Origin of the sequence: Rheinheimera sp. (assembly GCF_037442345.1) — a bacterium.
Classification (GTDB): Bacteria; Pseudomonadota; Gammaproteobacteria; order Enterobacterales; family Alteromonadaceae; genus Pararheinheimera.
Genome location: NZ_JBBIQL010000021.1, coordinates 21,128 through 39,538, shown reverse-complemented (window position 1 = coordinate 39,538; position 18,411 = coordinate 21,128). Strand labels below are relative to the sequence as shown.

Genomic DNA, 18,411 nt, shown 5'->3' with positions numbered 1-18,411 from the left:
ACCGGGGAATGACCATCTTGGCCAATCGGGCACTGAATTACAAGCAATAAAAAAGCTGGAAAAATCCAGCCTTTTTATTTTCAAAACAACAACTTATTCAACAGTCACCGACTTGGCCAGGTTGCGTGGCTGGTCGACGTCTGTGCCTTTGATAATGGCGACGTAGTAGCTCAGCAACTGCAGCGGAATGGTGTAGACGATAGGCGCGATCAGCGGGTGCACGTGAGGTACGTTCAGTACCCGCTGAGTGGCGTCCGATTTAAAGTGGGCATCCACGTCGGCGAATACGTACAAAATACCACCACGGGCCCGCACTTCTTCCACGTTGCTCTGCAGTTTTTCCAGCAGGTCGTTGTTTGGCGCCACCACAATAATGGGCATGTCGGCGTCAATCAGCGCCAGCGGGCCGTGTTTCAGCTCGCCAGCCGCATAAGCTTCAGCGTGAATGTAAGAAATTTCTTTGAGCTTCAGCGCGCCTTCCATTGCAATGGGGTACTGGTCGCCACGGCCAAGGAACAGCGAGTGGTGTTTATCGGCAAACTCGGTGGCCAGCACTTCAATTTTTGGTGCCAGGGTTAAGGTTTCTTCCAGTTTGGCAGGCAGTGATTTCAGTGCCTGCACCATGTCCTGCTGCTGGGCAGCCGTCAGGCCGTTGTATTTACCAATGGCCAACGTCAGCATGGCTAAACCCACCAACTGAGTGGTAAAGGCTTTGGTTGAGGCCACACCAATTTCCGCACCAGCACGTGTCATAAAGGCCAGGTCTGATTCACGCACCAAAGATGAACCCGCGACGTTACAAATAGTCAGGCTGCCTAAATAACCCGCTTCTTTGGCTAAGCGCAGTGCGGCCAGGGTGTCGGCGGTTTCGCCAGACTGCGAAATACTGACCAGCAGGCTGCCCGGCTGGACAAAAGATTTGCGGTAACGGAATTCAGAGGCAATTTCAACGTTACAGGAAATACCGCCTAAAGACTCCAGCCAGTAACGGGCCACCATACCGGAGTGGTACGAGGTACCACAGGCAACAATTTGCACATGGCGAACTTGTTTGAACAGCTCAGCCGCGCCGTTACCAAAGGTTTCGTCCAACACAGAGTCGCTGCCTAAACGGCCTTCCAGCGTGTTGATAATGGCACTTGGCTGCTCGTAAATTTCTTTCAGCATAAAGTGGCGGTACTGGCCTTTGTCACCGGCGTCATAGCTGGCGGTAGACTCCGTTACAGTACGCTCTACCTGAACGCCGTTTTTGTCGTACACAGTGACGCTGTGGCGGGTGACTTCGGCCACGTCGCCTTCTTCCAGAAACATAAAACGACGGGTCACAGGCAATAAGGCCAGCTGGTCAGAGGCAATAAAGTTTTCGCCAATACCAAAACCAATCACCAGCGGGCTGCCTGAACGTGCCACCACTAAATGGCTTGGGTCGGTTTTGTCCATCAGCACAGTGCCATAGGCCCCCGTGAATTGCTTGACGGCGGTTTGCACTGCTTTTAATAAAGAACCGGTGTTTTTCAGCTCTTCTTCCACCAGGTGGGCGATCACTTCAGTGTCGGTGTCGGAGTTAAACACATAACCCTTGGCTTTCAGCATTTCACGCAGCGGGCCGTGGTTTTCAATAATGCCGTTGTGCACCACAGAGATGTTGTCAGACACATGAGGGTGGGCATTGCGCTCTGAAGGCTCACCGTGGGTGGCCCAACGGGTGTGCGCAATACCGGTGCCGCCCGGGATGGGCTGCGCTTTAATGGCGTCAGACAGCTCTTTGACCTTGCCTAAACGGCGCACGCGCTGCAGCTCACCGGCCGCCCCCAACACCGCCACACCAGCGGAGTCATAACCACGGTATTCCAGGCGGCGTAAGCCTTCGACCAGAATTTCGACCACGTCACGTTGTGCTACTGCACCTACAATTCCACACATTTGTTCTACTCCGGTTAAACAAGGGGGGCGCAAATCACTTTGACGCCATGCGCTGTTATGGCCTGTTTCGCCTCGAGGCTGAGTTGGTCGTCGGTGACGAGCACACTGACCACAGACCAGGGCAATTCCAGGTTATGAATTTTCCGACCGATTTTGTCGGATTCGACCATCACTATCACCTCGCGGGCCACATCGGCCATCACCCGGCTTAAGCTGGTCAGTTCGTTAAACGTGGTGGTGCCACGCTGCAGATCTATGCCGTCGGCACCAATAAACAACTGGTCAAAATCATAGGCGCGCAGCATCTGCTCTGCCAGCTGGCCCTGAAAGGATTCGGACTGCGCGTCCCAGCTGCCCCCCGTCATCAGCAATGTCGGCTCGTTTTCCAGTTCGCGCAGCGCATTGGCAATGGCCAGCGAGTTGGTCATCACCACCAGGCCGGTTTTATGCGACAACTCAGGCAACAGCGCAGCTGTAGTGCTGCCACTGTCGAGAATAATGCGGTTATGGTCACGGATCAGCGCGGCGGCTGCTTTGGCCAGCTGTAACTTTCGTTGTGAAACTTGTTCGACCGCCGCTTCATGGATCAGTTCTTGTGGCACCAGCACGGCGCCGCCATAACGACGCAGCAACAGGCCAATGTCTTCCATGGCGGTTAAGTCTTTACGAATAGTGACTTCAGAGGTATCAAAATGGGCAGCCAGCTGCTCCACACTGACTTCGCCCTGTTGGTTTAACAGGTCGAGGATCAGACGGCGGCGTTGCTGGGTATTACGTTTGTTCATCTGCCATTCACTTAAGTTTCGTTTCGAAAGTTATTTTACACAAACGAAACTTAAATAAAAAGGGGGCAGCTAAAATTGCAGGTGAAATAACAACAGATCAGTGTTGGTGGCTATGCTCAGGCCCCATCAGCAGCCACATCAGCAGCACACCCAGCAGCATAAACAGCGGTTGTAGCAGGTTATTATTTTGCTGTTGTTGCCGCAGCAAGGGCAGTAAATCGGCACTGGCCAGGTAGATAAAAGCACCGGCGGTAACCGCCAGCAAGTAACTCAGGTTGGGAGTCATCCAATGGCTGATCAGCAGAGTGACCACCACGCCCACCAGGCAGGCACTGGCCGACAGCAAATTAAACAATAAGGCTTTTTTACGGCTGAAGCCGGCATGCAGCAATACGGCCACATCGGAGATTTCCTGCGGCAGTTCATGGATCAAAATAGCCACTGTGGTGGTGACTCCCAGCAGAGGGTCAACCAGGAAACTGCCGGCAATCAACACGCCATCAATAAAGTTATGCACGCCGTCAGCCACCAGGTTCACCTTGCCATAACTTTGTGGCCCCGGCAGTTCAGGGTGGTTATGTTTCAGCAACCGCTCCAGCAGGTAAAAGCCCAATAACCCGGCCAGCACCCAGGCCAGTACAGGGCGGCTTTCGTGCTGGTGTGACAGAGCATCCGGCAACAAATGCAAAAAGGCGTTGGCCAACAGCACCCCCACGGCCAGGCTGAGGATCAGTGGCAGAAAGGCCTGCAAGCGTCGTTCTGGCAATAAAAACAACACAGCACCGGATAACGACACCAGCATTACCAGGGCCGCGGCGCACAGGCTGTACAACTCAATCATGACTGGGAAACCGGCAGTAAAACAGATGTGACATTATAACTTTGATCTGAGGGTGATGGCAGCTTAAACGAAAAAAACCACCTGCCAGGCAGGTGGTTGAGCAAAGGCCCAGACAAGGAGGGCTAAAAACTGTAGCTGATGCTGGCGCGCAGGGTGCGGCCAGGTTCGCTGTACCGCTGGATGCCGTCGGCACTGATATTGTTACGGCTGCTGGCGGCGTAGCGAATGCGCTCCCAACGGTAGTATTCACGGTCCAGCAGGTTATAGACGCCCAGACTGGCCTGCCAGCTGTCACCGATTTGGAAGTTACTGACCAGATCCAGCACCACAGAGCTGCCCGGCAGGTATGTCACCAGCGGCGTCTGTTCGCCGTCTTCATCCGTTTCATAAGCATCTTTGGCCTCCACTTTGGCGGTATAAGACAAATTGCTGTGCAGATGCCACCAGGTGGTCAGCTGATACTGAGCCCCCAGCACCAGGTTGTCCGGGCTGGCGGTGATCAGCGGGTCACCATTGCCTTCTTCACCGTCCAGGTGACTGTAAGCCAGCCGCAGTTCCAGCTCCGGGCTCAGCCGCCAGCTGCCTTCCAGTTCCAGCCCTTTGACTGTGGCTTCACCTACGTTTTCGTTAATGGTGTACGGGTTGCCTTGTGTCACAGTGCAACCAAAGCTGGAACAGCTTTCGTACACTGTGTCTGGGTTTTGCACTTTGGTCACCTGGGTGATCAGGTTGTCGTACTTATCATGGAATACCCCCACACGAACCCGGCCTTGTTCACCTTGCCACAGGTAACTCAGTTCCAGATTGGTGCTGTATTCTGCTTCCAGATCCGGATTCGACAGCGCACTGTTTAAGCCGTCTACCACTACGCCGGTGGCCTGCTCAGTGCGACTGACATTGGCGGTCTGGAAATACAGCTCTTCGGTACTCGGTGCACGGAAACCACGGCCGACCTGCGCTTCAAACCGCTGCTTTGCATCCAGCTGGTAACGGCCGGTCAGCTGGCCGGTCAGGGCACTGAAGGATAAATCGCGCACTGAACCCGTGCTGTCGTTAAAACCTTCACCCACTGTCGGGCTGTAGCTAACATGGTCATAACGGGCGCCTGTCAGCAGGCTGAATTTGCTTTGTGCAAACTGAATATGGTCACGCAGATAAAATGCCAGTGAGTCGGCGTCTGTCTCCGGCACAAAATCCGGGTCTATGTCCTGGCGGGCAATTTCATCGGTTTGCCCGACATAGCTGGTGTCGATGGCTGAGAAGTCGACAGAACGTTGCTCAAAGCTGCCGCCATATAACAACTGCTGGTTCACTTCGCCAGCCAGCTCTTTGTCGAACGCAAAGGCAAACTTGGTTAAGTCCTGCTGATAATCCCGGTCTTCACTGCGGTAGCAAGGGCCAGGCGAGCAAAGCCGCGCTGTGCTGGCCGGGGCCAGCATCAGGGTATAGGCGTTGTTTTCTGTGGTCTGAAAATCCAGGCTGGAACTGGCGCTGTCAAACCAGGCAGTTTCAGCCAGCCACTGGTGGTTAATACCTACACGCTGGCGCTTCACCTGGTCATCACTGTTGCGGGTCAGATAGCTGCGGCTTAACCAGGACAGATTATTGGTGTCCGTATCCGCTTTGTAAGATTCAACCGTTAACCCCAGCTCGTGACGGGCTGAAGCCTGGTACTTCACTTTGGCCAGAATATTGTGGCTTTGATTGTCCAGCGGGTCGGCCACAGGGCGGCCTGAACCGGTCATGGCTTGCTTCTCTGCTGAATCGTCGTAGTTTTCCATTTCATGCCCATTGCGCAGGGTGCCCACCAGCAGGGCTTCCCAGGCACCAGCACGACCAGCAGCGGTCAGTGTGGTGGCCAGCTCGTCATTGGCACCGTTGTAGGCGGCTTTCAGTTTCAGCGCCGCGTCATCACCTTCGGGTGTTAAGAAATCGGCCGGGTCTTTGGTCACAAAAAGCACAGCCCCCCCCAAAGAGCCACTGCCGGCGGCAATGGCGTCTGCGCCCTTGACCACTTCAATTTGTTTGACCAGATCCGGGTCGACGCCACCACGGCCCGCCGCGAAAAAGTCATAGAAGGCATAAGATGCCGGGTTTAAGGTTTCGCCCGCCGACAAACCATCCACTGTGATGGCAACCTGATTGCCTTCCAGGCCACGAATATTAAAACCTGAGGAGCCAAAACGGCCCTGGTCAGTCAGGCTGACGCCTGGAATATACCGCACTAAATCCTGCAGCTGCTGCGCCTGTTCTTTTTCAAGCTCGTCGGCTTTTTTCACTACAGTGGCTGCAGTGCTGGATTTTTTGCTGTCCAGCGCGTCAGCAGAAACTGTCACGGCTTCCAGTTCAGTCGGGGTCGTTTCGGCGTACACAGGGCTCAGTACAGCAGTACTGATGGCCAGCGCCAGCAGAGATTTTTTTGTCAGCATAGGTAGGTCCTTCGTGTTCAGAAATGACTCTGAATGTGTTTTTGTTGGCGGCAAGATTAGATCAAATAAGAATTACTCTCAACAAAATTATTTAATATTTATTGAATAAAATCAGTAACTTAATCATGGGAATGCGGAATGCTCCGCCTTACTCAGGCGGAGGTTTGTGGTCACGGAAACCAGAGCTTTAATCAGCTAATTGCCATGTGATGGCACTGAGTTCTCCGCTGATTTTGTGTTGTTGTGGCGCCAATGACGGCTGCCAGTCGAGTGGCCATTTCAGATGCTGATGCCCACCCTGTTCTCTGGCGATCTCCAGGTGCAACCAGTAGCGCCCGGCCGGTACCACAGCCCCTAGCTGGTCACGGCCATCCCACTTGAGTTGCTGCCAGCCCGCTTTATGGGTGGCACCGGCCAGGCTGTCAAATTGCTCCGGAGCCTGGCGCGCCTGCTTGCGCCACCAATGCCGCAGTTCCTGCCACCAGCGCTGCTGCGCACCCGAGACTTCCAGCTGCCGTACCAGTTGTTGCTGCTCATCTGCCAGCCAGAGCGACAGATAAGGCCGCCGGGCGTCACCCGGTAATTCGGGCAGCAAATACCGGATTTGCATATGTTGGCTGTGTTGCTGGCGTGTATCCGCCAGCAAGGCATACCAGAGGTCTGACGCCTGCAGCTGACCTTGTTCTGTTTGCAGCAAGGCCGCGCTTTGCTGTCGGTTTGCCAGTTGTAAACCTTGTTGCGGTGCAAGTACCGCCAGGCTTTGTGCCAGAGCCCAGGCCAGCACCAGATCGGCGGTGGCCACTGTCGCCGTGGGTCCATACTCCACCGGCCAGCCATCAGCCGGGTTCAGTACGGCGCTGTAAGTCCGGTGCGCCACTTGATAACCAGGGCTTTGCTCTGTCTGCGCCAGTGACAACTGCGTCACTTTTAGCTGCTGTAATGCGGACTCTCCAAGCTGCAGTGGTTGCGCCGGGCCGCTGTACCAATACAGACCCGCCAGAGTCAGACGGTAACTGCTGGCTTGTGGCCACAGCTGTTTCAGCTTTGCTGTCAGTTGCTGAGCCATTGCCGCTCTGGCCATCCCCTGAAAGTCCCACTGGATCTGAGTATCTGACGCCAACAATTGATTCAGTTGCCTGCTTTGCTGGCGCAACGCGACCCGATCTGGCAGTTGCTTCTGTAGCACCGCCTGTTGCCACTGCTGTGTTGCCGCCCCCAAACGACAACTCACTGCATTATGCAGCTGCTGGCGCAGCTGTTCGCAGCGTTGCCGCCACTGTTGCTGAACAGACAGGCCGGGCTTGTCATAGGTCTGCTGTTGCGTTTTCAGCCAGAGCTGCAGCTCTGGCAGCTTCTGCTGCCATTGCCGGTCAGCGATGCCGGTTAGCTCGAGTGACAACTCAGCGTCCAGCCATGGCTGCCGGTAAGGCTCTGCCTGCAATTGCCCGGCAAAACCCAACACCAGCATCAGAACCAATGCACGCATCAATCCGCCCGCTGCGAAGGTTCAATAGCAGGCAAGGCTTCTTTCATACTGACAGCTCTGTCAGCGTTCGTGTCCCAGCGTGCAAAGATGCGGTCGCCCGATGCGTTGTATTCTGCGCCACTGATCTGCTGGTTGTTGTCTTTATCCAACGCAGCAAAACGCACTTCGGCTTGTTTCAGTTGTGACGCACGGGTTTTAGCCACCTGACGGTCCAACCGGTCAACAAATTCATTCAGGTATTCCTCTGCACTTAAGTCACCGTTGCCATCCAGATCGGTACGTTGAAAAGCTGCCGTGCGCTCAGCCAGGTATTCTTCTTTGGTAACCAGCCCATCGGCATTTTTGTCATACATCGCCAGCATGCCCACCACACTGTGGGTGGTTGGCATCACCAATGCCGGGCGGGCCCGCACTGGCTCAGGTTTTTGTGTGTTTTCACGCTTTGGGGCAGGGTCTGCTTTGGAAATCACACCGTCTTTATTGGTATCGATAAAACCAAAAGCGCGATCCCCTGAGCCCTGGTACTCCGCCAGGCTGATGCTGCCGGATTTATCTTTGTCCAACGCACCAATACGGGTATGGGTTTGTTTCACCTGACCTTCTCGCTCGGCATGCAGGCGTTTATCCAGCCGGTTGGCGTACTCATTGACGTATTCGTCCAGTTGCAGCACGCCATCCTTGTTTTCATCCCCAGCGCTGAAACGCTGCTGGCGGACCTGGGCAAATTCTTCCGCGCTGACCACACCGTCTTTGTCCAGATCATAGTCACGGATAAAACTGGCTTTGCTTTCAGGGGTTGGCTGGTGGCCTTTGGTTTTAGCCGGCTCGGCCGCCATCAGGTAGCAGCTGCTGATGGCCAGAAACAGACTCAGGGCTTTGTTCGTTGTTTTCATGGGGATGTCCTATTCAGTGATTTCAACCACAGCGGTGTAGCTGTAGCTATAAGTCGGCGCTTTGGCGCCATCCGGCGCGTCGGTGCGGTAACGGTTCAGCAGCAGATAGCTGCCTTTGTTTTTCACGCTGAATTCAATATCACCCTGGGCATTGCTGGTCAGTTGTTGCACTGCTTTGCTTTCAGGCTCGGTCTGACCCGCCTGAAACAACTCTACTTTCTGGCCAGCCAGACCTTTGCCATTAAACAGCAGCCGGGCACGCACCGGGGTGTCGATATACAAATCATTCGGATGGCTGATAAATTCCAGTTCCAGACCCTGGCCACTGGGTTTTAATGCGGCTTTATCCGGAGCTCCTTTGCTGACATAGGTTTCAGCCAGAGTCACCGACTGGAAATGCGCCAGCAGCCTGGCACCTGCGGGCACAGCTTCATTGGGGTCACGGCTGTTTTTCACTTTGCCATCTTGTTGCCAGCTGCGAAATACAGCGCCATACCGCTGGCCTGTGCTGAAACGGTAGGTTCCTTCGGCTTTAACTTCATGCGCCAGCATGGTACGGGTTTTACCTACAAACAGTTCGCTGGGTTTGACCTTCTGACCATCCGGTTGTGTGACGCTGAATTCGCTCTGATCAAACTTCACTTCAGGCAAAAAGAATTTTTCAGCAAAGGCAGCATCCAAGGTGACCCAGTTGTTCACTGGTTCAAAACTCTCCGGTGCCAGATAAGGGGTATGGGCGACAGCAGCTGCACTTGCCAGCAGCAGTGCGGCCATGCAGCTGGTTTTCAGTTTCAGCATAACGGCTCCTTAATTGAGATTTATTCTCATTTATCTTAGGGCCGACATTCTTGATCAAATGATAACTATTTGCAACTAGATCTTATCTTACTGATCTATCTTTACATTTCATGCGGGCATTTTTGCGTTTTATGACTGTCTAAAAAAAATTGCGGTGAGTTCCAACTATTTTTAGCCACAACGCGACTAATCCATAGTTCTGAGCAGGAGAGCATCGCATGAAAACCAAAGACCCCTTCCAGTTACCAGGCTTCAGACAACTGGCCCAAACTTTCGTTTTGCTGGTGGTGTTGATGACAGCTTTTGATGCTGCCTTGCAGTGGCTCAGTCTGAGTCTGCATCACCAGGCTTTGCTGGTACCGGAACTGATTTTCCCGATGAGCCTGCTGACGGCGTTATTTTAACCAGAGTTTCATAGGGAACCCTGATCACACCGCCTTCGCTTTATATTCCGCCATTCTTCAGCCATCTTCAGCAAAACTTCAGGCGAGTCAGCGCCATTTCACGCAAGCTGACCGGGTCACATATCAGGAGACCCGGTAATGAAACCACTACTACAAAAACTCATCTTCAGCATCACGTTAGGCCTGAGCCCTTGGCTTCAGGCCGCAGAACCTCTGGCTATTCAGGCGGACATTGAAGCACTGAAGCTGCAAAAGATGGCTGGCATTTTAGTGCAGCAACACAACCAGCTGCTGTACGAGCAGTATTTTAACGGCAGCTCTGCCAGAGCGTTGCATGACATTCGCTCGGCAAGTAAGTCTGTCACCAGCCTGCTGTTTGGTATGGCGCTGCAGCAACAGCTGTTTACATCAGAACAGGATCTGGTGTTGCCGGTATTTGCCGATTACCAGCCATTGTTGTTTGCCACTAAAGCCAAAACAGCCATGACTTTTTTTCAGCTGCTCAGTATGACCAACCCATTGGAATGCAACGACTGGACAGAGTATTCGGCTGGCAATGAAGAACGTATGTATCTGCAGGCCGACTGGCTGTCCTTTGTACTCAACCTGCCTGAACGGGGCCACGCGCCCTGGGAAAAAGCGCCCGCAGACCAGCCTTACGGCCGGGATTTTGCTTACTGCACTGCCGGTGTGTTTCTGACCGGTGCGGCCATCGAACGCAAAACAAAAATGAAGCTGTCGGATTACGCTCAGCAGCAGTTGTTCACGCCTTTAGGTATTCACGAAGTCAGTTGGCCTTATAGCCCCAAAGGGCTGACTCAGGGCGGTGGAGGCCTGAAAATCAAAGCCCCTGACTTACTGAAAATCGGCCAGCTGATGTTGAATAAAGGCCAATGGCAAGGCAAGTCGCTGGTCAGTGCCGATTGGCTGCAAAAGAGTTTTACGCCGTATTCAGAAGCTATGTCTGAAATGCACGCCGATTATGGCTTAACCTGGTGGATATTTAGCTATCCGATCAATGGCAAGACCATTAAAGCCTATGCGGCAGCTGGCAATGGCGGCAACTACCTGTTTGTCATTCCGGCCTACAATGCCACGGTGGTCACCACCAGCAGCGCCTACAACACCCACTACATGCACCGGCAAATTCACCAGCTGATGCAGACGGTTATTTTGCCGGCACTATCAGCCCGTTCAGTTTAGGCAACACGTAGATTTCTATTTTGGCGCGTTCGCTGTCGGCAGCACGCGCCATTGCCTGCAACGTGCTCTGATAGGCCGCGTCGTCATCAAGCTGATGAAACACGGGCAACTGCTGAATAAAACGATAGTCCAGGTAGCCATTGAGCTGTGCCTGCTGCAGCGCCTCGACAGCGTCCTGCCGCTGCCGGCTGGCCAACAGGCCGATGGCGCGGTACACCCATAAATCAGGCCAATCTTCGACGGTAACCTGGATCTGGTTCAGGCGCTGATCGTCGCCATTAAGCCAGCTCAGCCAGGCCCTGGTGTAATCTGACGCTGGCCTCAACCCGGCCGCTTGCTGCAGTAAATTCTTCGCGTGTTCCGGCTGCTGCTTGCGCAGCGCCAGAATAGCGGCAGTTTCATAACTTTGCACCGAGCCCATACCTTTGGCATGCAAAGCAGTGAGCAGCGCTTCAGCTTTGCCATCATTGCCTTGAGTCAGTTCAAACCTGGCCAGCGCAGAAATCACCACAGCAGAATCCGGCGCCAGTTGATACGCACGCTGGTGCCATCCCCGGGCCAGGTCAGTTAAACCCGCCAGTGCCAGACACTCGGCCACCTGCAGAAACTGGTAGTGCAGCGCGCTGCCGATAATATCCATGTTTAAATGCAACGCTTCATGCAGCCGGCCTTTTTGCCGGTAGAGGTAAGCCAGCCCGCCTTTGGCTTCGGTTAAATTCGCATCCTGCACCAGCGCCTGTTCATAGAGTGCCGTCGCACTGTTGATCTGGCCAAGCACGTCAAAATAAAAAGCGCGTAACCAAAGCCGCTTCGCGTTGGCCGGTTGTGCCGCCAGCAGATCGGCCGACAGCCGATCGGTTTCCTGCAGCAACAACTGCTCGCCGTTAAATTTAGAAACCTGGTGTAATAAGGCCACCGCCAGTCCGAACTTCGCGCTTTCCGAGCCAGGGTCCAGCGCCAGCACATCACGGAACAATTGAATGGCATGAGGGTTGGCGGCGGCATTAAACTGAGCGGCGTAAGCTTTGGCTTTTTGCAACAGCAGATCATGATCCGATAGCGGCTGACTTGGCTTGCCGCTGGTTTCAGTGCTGGCCGGTTGTAGCAGTACCACTGCAGTCGCGAGCAACGCGACCATTCCAGCCACTGCCAACAACAGTTTTTTTGCTGTTGTCGTCCAATGGCCATCAGGCGGCGATCCGGGTTTGCTGACCAGGCTGTCCAGCAAAACAACATCGGCCACCCAACGGTAACCTGTCCCCCGCACCGTTTCAAAGTAACGATCAGCTGTGTCTTCCAGCGCTTTGCGTAACAACGAGGCGCGCTGGCTGATGGTTTCGTCGCTGACATAATTTTTTTGCCAGACTTTTTCAGCCAGTTCATCCGTACTGACCACCTGGCCCCGGGCAGCCACCAGCACCAGCAAAAACTTATAGGACAAAGGTGGGAGCGCTATTGCCTGGCCATCACGGCGAACACTGTGACGGCTGCTGTCGATCAGCAGGTTGGCGGTTTGAAAATACAGGGGCGGTATCGAATTCATCTTGGTCCTTGGCATGGCTACGCATTCGCAGCCTCACTGCGATACAAAAACCTGTACCCCAGTATACATAGGTCCATCAACAAAAAATCCCCGGTGTTAGCGGGGACTTTTGCAGACAATGATCCTGGGCCACACAGGGCGGATGACAGGTGCTATTTTTTGAGTTTGACCGGGCGCTTCCAGCCACTGATATGACGCTGCTTCGAACGCGCGACCACCAGTTCATCGGCCGCCACGCTGGCAGTGACCACGGAGCCAGCCCCTACGGTACTGTTTTGCCCCAGGGTGATTGGCGCCACCAACGAACTGTTCGAACCAACAAAAACGCCGTCTTCAATGGTGGTGACAAACTTATTGGCGCCATCGTAGTTACAGGTAATGGTACCGGCGCCAATATTCACTTTGCTGCCAATCACGGCATCGCCCAAATAGGTCAGATGGTTAGCTTTGGAGCCTTGGCCCAACTGAGCCTTTTTCAGCTCGACAAAGTTACCGACATGGCTGTCGTCGGCCAGCACAGAATCCGGCCGGATGCGGGCATAAGGACCAACAGAACAGCCGGCACCAATGACTGACGAATCCACCATGGTATTTGGTTTGATTTCCGTGTTATCGCCAATAGTGCAGTCTTTCAGGATGCTGTTGGCACCAATCACCACACCATTGCCCAGAACCACTTTGCCTTCGAAAATCACATTCACGTCAATCATCACGTCACTGCCCACTGTCACCTCACCACGTACATCAATGCGGGCCGGGTCACGCAGATTGGCGCCGTTCAGCATCAGCTCTTCGGCTTTACGTGCCTGATAAGCCCGCTCCAGCTGCGCCAGCTGTACGCGGTTATTCGCGCCTTCGGTTTCAATTGGATTGGCCGGATGCGCTGTGGCAATAGCCACACCATCCGCATGCGCCATCGCGATGATGTCCGTCAGGTAGAACTCGCCCTGCGCATTGTTGTTTTGCAGCTTCCCTAACCACTGCTTCAACTGTTTACCTGGCAGGGCCATAATGCCGCTGTTCACTTCATTAATCAGTAATTGTTCCGGCGTGGCGTCTTTCTGCTCAACAATACCCACCACCTGGCCGCTCTCGCGCATAATGCGGCCATAACCGGTCGGGTTAGTCAGCTTGACGGTCAGAATGGCCAGCCCCTCCGCAGGACGGGCAGCTAACAAGGCTTCCAGTGTTTCTTTACGGGTCAGTGGTACATCACCGTAGAGCACCAGCACCACATCGCTGTCAGCGATATGAGGCACCGCCTGTTGCACCGCATGGCCTGTGCCTAACTGCTCAGCCTGCAACACCCAGTTCAGTGGCTGATCACCCAAAGCAGCCTGCAACTGTTCAGCGCCATAACCGTACACCAGATTAACCGCTCCGGCACCCAATGAGCGCGCCGTATCAATCACATGCTGCACCATAGAGCGTTCCGCTACTTTATGCAGCACCTTGGGTAACGCAGATTTCATCCGGGTGCCTTTACCAGCCGCCAGGATCACAACATTTAAAGCCATAACCTTTCCTTACGCAGGGTGTAATGTTCGGATTCTAACGAATTCAAACTGAAATTTCAGTGAATAGATGATCCGTCGGGAACAATGTTGAACATCGAAGCGCAGCGACGATGGCCTCTGGGTGAAAGGCAGGATGCCTGGAATAATAATCCGTCGGGAACGGATTGTAACAACCGCAGGTTGGCCCTTTGGGTGGAGGACAGGAAGTCCGGAATAAAAAAGCCACCCGAAGGTGGCTTTTCAAATGCTTGGTGTAGCAATTACTTCTTGCGCATTTTCTGGATCAGACGTAACTGGGCGATAGCTTCGGCCAGTTGGGCAGCGGCTTCAGCATAGTTGAAGTCAGCCCCCGCATGTTGCATCGCTTCTTCTGCACGTTTCTGCGCAGCTAAAGCGGCCTGCTCGTCTAAGTCCTCGGCGCGTACAGCCACGTCCGCCAGCACAGTGACAGTATGAGGCTGAACTTCCAGCACTCCGCCAGCTACATACAGCAGCTGCTCTTCACCGAACTGTTTGACGATACGTACCATACCTGGCTTGATGCCAGTCAGAAGCGGAATGTGACCAGGCAGAATACCCAGCTCACCTTCGCTACCTGTAACCTGAATGGATTCCACCAGACCAGAAAAGATCCGCTCTTCGGCGCTTACCACATCCAGTTGTACTGTCATTGCCATTTCGCTCTCCTAAAGCTGTATATTACAGCTTCTTCGCTTTTTCGATCGCTTCGTCGATAGAACCAACCATGTAGAAGGCTTGCTCTGGCAGGTGGTCAAACTCACCGTCCAGGATGCCTTTGAAACCACGGATAGTTTCTTTCAGCGGAACGTATTTACCTGGTGAGCCAGTGAATACTTCAGCAACGAAGAATGGCTGTGACAGGAAACGTTGGATCTTACGAGCGCGGAATACGGTGGTGCGGTCAGCGTCTGACAGCTCGTCCATACCCAGGATCGCGATGATGTCTTTCAGTTCTTTGTAACGTTGCAGAACGGACTGAACACCACGGGCCACTTCATAGTGCTCTTTACCGATTACCAGTGGGTCCAACTGACGTGACGTTGAATCCAGAGGGTCGATGGCTGGGTAGATACCCAGAGCAGCAATGTTACGGCTCAGTACCACTGTCGCATCCAAGTGCGAGAAGGTGGTTGCTGGTGACGGGTCAGTCAAGTCGTCCGCAGGAACGTAAACGGCCTGGATAGAGGTGATAGAACCCGTTTTGGTTGAAGTGATACGCTCTTGCAGAACGCCCATCTCTTCCGCCAGTGTTGGCTGGTAACCTACGGCTGAAGGCATACGGCCTAACAGTGCAGATACCTCGGTTCCCGCGAGCGTGTAACGGTAGATGTTGTCCACGAAGAACAGAACATCACGGCCTTCGTCACGGAACTTCTCAGCCATGGTCAAACCGGTCAGAGCAACGCGCAGACGGTTGCCTGGTGGTTCGTTCATCTGACCGTACACCAGTGATACTTTGTCCAGAACGTTTGAATCGTTCATTTCGTGGTAGAAGTCGTTACCTTCACGGGTACGCTCACCTACACCGGCGAATACAGAATAACCGCTGTGCTCGATCGCGATGTTACGGATCAGCTCCATCATGTTGACGGTTTTACCAACACCCGCACCACCGAACAGACCTACTTTACCGCCTTTGGCGAACGGACATACCAGGTCGATAACCTTAATGCCTGTTTCTAACAGCGCGTTAGAAGCGGCCTGATCTTCGTAGCTTGGAGCAGAACGGTGGATGGCCCAACGCTCTTCTTCACCAATTGGGCCCGCTTCATCGATTGGCTCACCCAACACGTTCATGATACGACCCAGTGTGGCTTTACCTACTGGAACTTCAATTGGCTTGCCTGTGTTAGCTACTTCAGTACCACGACGCAGACCGTCGGTGGAACCTAACGCGATAGCACGCACAGTACCGCCACCCAACTGCTGTTGTACTTCAAGTACTAAGCCAGCCAGGTCGCCGCTTGTGACGTTCAAAGCGGCGTAGATACCAGGTACCGCATCTTGTGGAAAGTCGATATCCACAACGGCGCCAATGATTTGGACTACCTTACCTTGACTCATGTTAATTCCTCTAATTTCTCAAACCTGTATACCTAAGCCTTAGACCGCAGCGGCACCAGCGACGATTTCGCTGAGTTCCTGGGTAATAGCTGCCTGACGAGCTTTGTTGTAAACCAGTTTCAGGTCGTCCATTAAGTTACCGGCGTTATCGGTAGCAGCTTTCATCGCTACCATACGGGCCGCTTGTTCGCTGGCCGCATTTTCTACAACGCCCTGGTACACCTGAGACTCTACGTAACGGTCCAGTAATTTATCTAAAATCACTTTTGGATCCGGCTCGTAGATGTAATCCCAACTGTGGCTTTTCGCCGCTACGTCTGCTTTTGGCAAAGGTAAGAGTTGTTCGATCACCGGCTCTTGCTTCATGGTATTGACAAAACGGTTAAATACCAGGAACAAGCGGTCAATACGGCCTTCTTCGTACGCGGTTAACATCACGCGTACAGAGCCAATTACGTCAGCCAGACGTGGGTTATCACCCGGGCCGGTTTGTTGTGCCAGCACTTTGCCGCCGAAACGTTTGAAAAACGCCGTGGCTTTGTTACCGATCACTGCAACCTGAGCTTGTACGCCCTGGTCTTTCCAGCCTTTCATGTCATTGGCAATACGTTTGAACTCGTTGGTATTCAAGCCGCCGCAAAGGCCACGGTCTGTCGATATCACGATGTAGCCGACATTTTTTACCGGACGTTCAGTTAAGAACGGGTGACGGTATTCAATGTTGCCATTCGCGATATTGCCGATCACTTTGCGCATACCTTCCGCATATGGACGAGAGTGTGCAACCCGCTCCTGCGCTTTGCGCATTTTGCTGACTGCCACCTTTTCCATAGCGCTGGTGATCTTACGAGTATTGTTAATACTCCCGATCTTACTTTTTATCTCTTTTGCGCCGGCCATGACTAATCTCCGAATATTTCAACGGTCGGGCAGGGCAAGCCCCACCCAACAGGCTTACCAGGTCTGAGTCGCTTTAAACTTCTCAATAGCGCCTTTTAAGGTCGCTTCGATCTGGTCGTTGTAGTTACCGGTTTTGTTCAGATCAGCCATGAACTGAGCGTGTTCAGCGTGCATGTAAGCGATCAGAGCAGCTTCGAAATCCAGGATTTTCGCCACTTCGATGTCTTTCATGTAGCCTTTTTCAATCGCGAAAATAGACACACCCATATCAGCGACGCCCATTGGAGCGTATTGCAGCTGTTTCATCAGCTCTGTCACTTTCTGACCGTGTTCTAACTGAGCACGGGTCGCGTCATCCAGATCTGAAGCGAACTGAGCGAATGCTGCCAGTTCGTTGTACTGAGCCAAGGCCAGACGGATACCGCCACCCAGCTTCTTGATGATCTTGGTCTGAGCAGCACCACCCACACGGGATACCGAAATACCAGCGTTAACGGCTGGACGGATACCGGCGTTGAACAGGCCTGATTCCAGGAAGATCTGACCGTCAGTGATCGAAATTACGTTGGTTGGTACGAACGCAGATACGTCACCAGCCTGAGTTTCGATAATTGGCAGCGCAGTTAAAGAACCGGTTTTGCCTTTCACTTCACCGTTAGTTAAACGCTCAACATAGTGCTCGTTTACGCGTGATGCACGCTCTAACAGACGGCTGTGTAAATAGAATACGTCACCTGGGTAGGCTTCACGGCCTGGTGGACGACGTAACAGCAGAGAGATTTGACGGTAAGCAACAGCCTGCTTCGACAGGTCATCGTAGACGATCAGTGCATCTTCACCGCGGTCACGGAAGTATTCACCCATGGTACAGCCAGAGTACGGCGCCAGGAATTGCAGAGCGGCCGCTTCAGAAGCTGATGCAACCACAACAATAGTGTGGGCCAGAGCGCCGTGCTCTTCCAGCTTACGCACTACGTTCGCAATGGTCGAAGCTTTCTGACCGATAGCGACATAGATACATTTTACGCCAGACGCTTTCTGGTTGATGATGGCGTCGATGGCCAGTGCCGTTTTACCGGTCTGACGGTCACCGATCAGCAATTCACGCTGACCACGACCGATTGGGATCATCGAGTCAACAGATTTGTAACCAGTTTGCAGAGGTTGGTCGACTGAACGACGATCGATTACGCCCGGAGCAATTTTTTCTACCGGAGCGAAACCAGCCGCATCAATTGGACCTTTACCATCGATTGGTTCACCCAGAGTGTTGACCACTCGGCCTAACAGGCCTGGACCAACCGGAACTTCCAGGATACGGCCAGTGGCTTTTACTTTGGTACCTTCGCGCAGGTCCGCATAGGGACCCATCACTACGGCACCTACAGAGCTGCGCTCTAAGTTCAGTGCGATAGCGTAGCGGTTGCCAGGAAGCTCAATCATTTCGCCTTGCATACAATCGGCCAGGCCGTTGATGCGGATAATACCGTCGGTTACAGCGACGATAGTACCTTCGTTGCGAGCTTCACTGACAACTTCAAACTGCTCAATACGTTTTTTGATCAGTTCAGAGATTTCAGTGGAATTCAGTTGCATGCTCTAAT

The 18,411-nt window shown here is 53.5% G+C and carries 15 protein-coding genes; 2 read left to right on the top strand and 13 right to left on the bottom strand.

Annotated features, from left to right (window positions below; all coding sequences use genetic code 11):
• Positions 1-93: 93 nt before the first annotated feature.
• The 7 genes from glmS to WKJ04_RS13690 form a co-directional block, all read right to left on the bottom strand.
• The gene (gene glmS, locus WKJ04_RS13720; RefSeq protein WP_337880927.1) at positions 94-1,923 is read right to left on the bottom strand and encodes a glutamine--fructose-6-phosphate transaminase (isomerizing); all 1,830 of its coding nucleotides are present in this window, start codon (positions 1,921-1,923) and stop codon (positions 94-96) included.
• Between the two features lie 14 nt (positions 1,924-1,937).
• Complete coding sequence (locus WKJ04_RS13715; RefSeq protein ID WP_337880926.1) at positions 1,938-2,708, bottom strand: DeoR family transcriptional regulator; 771 nt, start codon at positions 2,706-2,708, stop codon at positions 1,938-1,940.
• A gap of 97 nt (positions 2,709-2,805) precedes the next feature.
• Positions 2,806-3,549, bottom strand: a complete 744-nt coding sequence (locus tag WKJ04_RS13710; protein ID WP_337880925.1) for a ZIP family metal transporter — start codon at positions 3,547-3,549, stop codon at positions 2,806-2,808.
• Between the two features lie 122 nt (positions 3,550-3,671).
• Positions 3,672-5,978, bottom strand: a complete 2,307-nt coding sequence (locus tag WKJ04_RS13705; RefSeq protein ID WP_337880924.1) for a TonB-dependent hemoglobin/transferrin/lactoferrin family receptor — start codon at positions 5,976-5,978, stop codon at positions 3,672-3,674.
• A 187-nt stretch (positions 5,979-6,165) separates the two neighbouring features.
• Positions 6,166-7,464 carry a DUF2271 domain-containing protein gene (locus WKJ04_RS13700; RefSeq protein WP_337880923.1) on the bottom strand — a complete coding sequence of 433 codons (1,299 nt, stop codon included), beginning with the start codon at positions 7,462-7,464 and terminating at the stop codon, positions 6,166-6,168.
• Positions 7,464-8,357 (bottom strand): hypothetical protein, encoded by an 894-nt coding sequence (locus WKJ04_RS13695; protein WP_337880922.1) that lies wholly within the window; start codon positions 8,355-8,357, stop codon positions 7,464-7,466. The genes WKJ04_RS13700 and WKJ04_RS13695 overlap by 1 nt, the downstream gene beginning before the upstream one ends.
• Before the next feature lie 9 nt (positions 8,358-8,366).
• On the bottom strand, positions 8,367-9,155 hold the full coding sequence (locus WKJ04_RS13690; RefSeq protein WP_337880921.1) for a DUF4198 domain-containing protein: 789 nt from the start codon (positions 9,153-9,155) through the stop codon (positions 8,367-8,369).
• 218 nt (positions 9,156-9,373) lie between these two features.
• Here WKJ04_RS13690 and WKJ04_RS13685 point away from each other — a divergent pair, with 218 nt between their 5' ends.
• Positions 9,374-9,559 carry a hypothetical protein gene (locus tag WKJ04_RS13685; protein WP_337841879.1) on the top strand — a complete coding sequence of 62 codons (186 nt, stop codon included), beginning with the start codon at positions 9,374-9,376 and terminating at the stop codon, positions 9,557-9,559.
• Between the two features lie 138 nt (positions 9,560-9,697).
• The gene (locus WKJ04_RS13680) at positions 9,698-10,762 is read left to right on the top strand and encodes a serine hydrolase (protein ID WP_337880920.1); all 1,065 of its coding nucleotides are present in this window, start codon (positions 9,698-9,700) and stop codon (positions 10,760-10,762) included.
• On the opposite strand, the gene WKJ04_RS13675 is transcribed toward WKJ04_RS13680, so the two are convergent.
• The 6 genes from WKJ04_RS13675 to atpA form a co-directional block, all read right to left on the bottom strand.
• Complete coding sequence (locus tag WKJ04_RS13675; RefSeq protein ID WP_337880919.1) at positions 10,728-12,305, bottom strand: winged helix-turn-helix domain-containing protein; 1,578 nt, start codon at positions 12,303-12,305, stop codon at positions 10,728-10,730. The genes WKJ04_RS13680 and WKJ04_RS13675 overlap by 35 nt on opposite strands.
• A 152-nt stretch (positions 12,306-12,457) precedes the next feature.
• The gene (gene glmU, locus WKJ04_RS13670) at positions 12,458-13,822 is read right to left on the bottom strand and encodes a bifunctional UDP-N-acetylglucosamine diphosphorylase/glucosamine-1-phosphate N-acetyltransferase GlmU (protein ID WP_337880918.1); all 1,365 of its coding nucleotides are present in this window, start codon (positions 13,820-13,822) and stop codon (positions 12,458-12,460) included.
• Between the two features lie 260 nt (positions 13,823-14,082).
• Positions 14,083-14,499, bottom strand: coding sequence for a F0F1 ATP synthase subunit epsilon (locus WKJ04_RS13665; protein WP_337880917.1), 417 nt, complete (start codon positions 14,497-14,499; stop codon positions 14,083-14,085).
• A 22-nt stretch (positions 14,500-14,521) separates the two neighbouring features.
• Positions 14,522-15,907 (bottom strand): F0F1 ATP synthase subunit beta, encoded by a 1,386-nt coding sequence (gene atpD / locus WKJ04_RS13660; protein WP_337880916.1) that lies wholly within the window; start codon positions 15,905-15,907, stop codon positions 14,522-14,524.
• Positions 15,908-15,946: 39 nt separating this feature from the next.
• A complete protein-coding gene (gene atpG / locus WKJ04_RS13655) occupies positions 15,947-16,807 on the bottom strand; it encodes a F0F1 ATP synthase subunit gamma (RefSeq protein WP_337880915.1) in 861 nt (286 codons plus the stop codon).
• 54 nt (positions 16,808-16,861) lie between these two features.
• Positions 16,862-18,403: a F0F1 ATP synthase subunit alpha gene (atpA, locus tag WKJ04_RS13650; RefSeq protein ID WP_337880914.1), complete on the bottom strand. Its 1,542-nt coding sequence runs from the start codon at positions 18,401-18,403 to the stop codon at positions 16,862-16,864.
• Between the last annotated feature and the right edge of the window lie 8 nt (positions 18,404-18,411).

Excerpts from the sequence above, each read along its gene's own strand:
- atpA (WP_337880914.1), bottom strand. The coding sequence starts at position 18,403 with ATGCAACTGAATTCCACTGAAATCTCTGAACTGATCAAAAAACGTATT.
- WKJ04_RS13715 (WP_337880926.1), bottom strand. The coding sequence starts at position 2,708 with ATGAACAAACGTAATACCCAGCAACGCCGCCGTCTGATCCTCGACCTG.
- WKJ04_RS13695 (WP_337880922.1), bottom strand. The coding sequence starts at position 8,357 with ATGAAAACAACGAACAAAGCCCTGAGTCTGTTTCTGGCCATCAGCAGC.
- WKJ04_RS13700 (WP_337880923.1), bottom strand. The coding sequence starts at position 7,464 with ATGCGTGCATTGGTTCTGATGCTGGTGTTGGGTTTTGCCGGGCAATTG.
- WKJ04_RS13690 (WP_337880921.1), bottom strand. The coding sequence starts at position 9,155 with ATGCTGAAACTGAAAACCAGCTGCATGGCCGCACTGCTGCTGGCAAGT.
- WKJ04_RS13665 (WP_337880917.1), bottom strand. The coding sequence starts at position 14,499 with ATGGCAATGACAGTACAACTGGATGTGGTAAGCGCCGAAGAGCGGATC.
- atpG (WP_337880915.1), bottom strand. The coding sequence starts at position 16,807 with ATGGCCGGCGCAAAAGAGATAAAAAGTAAGATCGGGAGTATTAACAAT.
- glmS (WP_337880927.1), bottom strand. The coding sequence starts at position 1,923 with ATGTGTGGAATTGTAGGTGCAGTAGCACAACGTGACGTGGTCGAAATT.
- WKJ04_RS13680 (WP_337880920.1), top strand. The coding sequence starts at position 9,698 with ATGAAACCACTACTACAAAAACTCATCTTCAGCATCACGTTAGGCCTG.
- WKJ04_RS13710 (WP_337880925.1), bottom strand. The coding sequence starts at position 3,549 with ATGATTGAGTTGTACAGCCTGTGCGCCGCGGCCCTGGTAATGCTGGTG.
- WKJ04_RS13685 (WP_337841879.1), top strand. The coding sequence starts at position 9,374 with ATGAAAACCAAAGACCCCTTCCAGTTACCAGGCTTCAGACAACTGGCC.
- WKJ04_RS13705 (WP_337880924.1), bottom strand. The coding sequence starts at position 5,978 with ATGCTGACAAAAAAATCTCTGCTGGCGCTGGCCATCAGTACTGCTGTA.
- atpD (WP_337880916.1), bottom strand. The coding sequence starts at position 15,907 with ATGAGTCAAGGTAAGGTAGTCCAAATCATTGGCGCCGTTGTGGATATC.
- WKJ04_RS13675 (WP_337880919.1), bottom strand. The coding sequence starts at position 12,305 with ATGAATTCGATACCGCCCCTGTATTTTCAAACCGCCAACCTGCTGATC.
- glmU (WP_337880918.1), bottom strand. The coding sequence starts at position 13,822 with ATGGCTTTAAATGTTGTGATCCTGGCGGCTGGTAAAGGCACCCGGATG.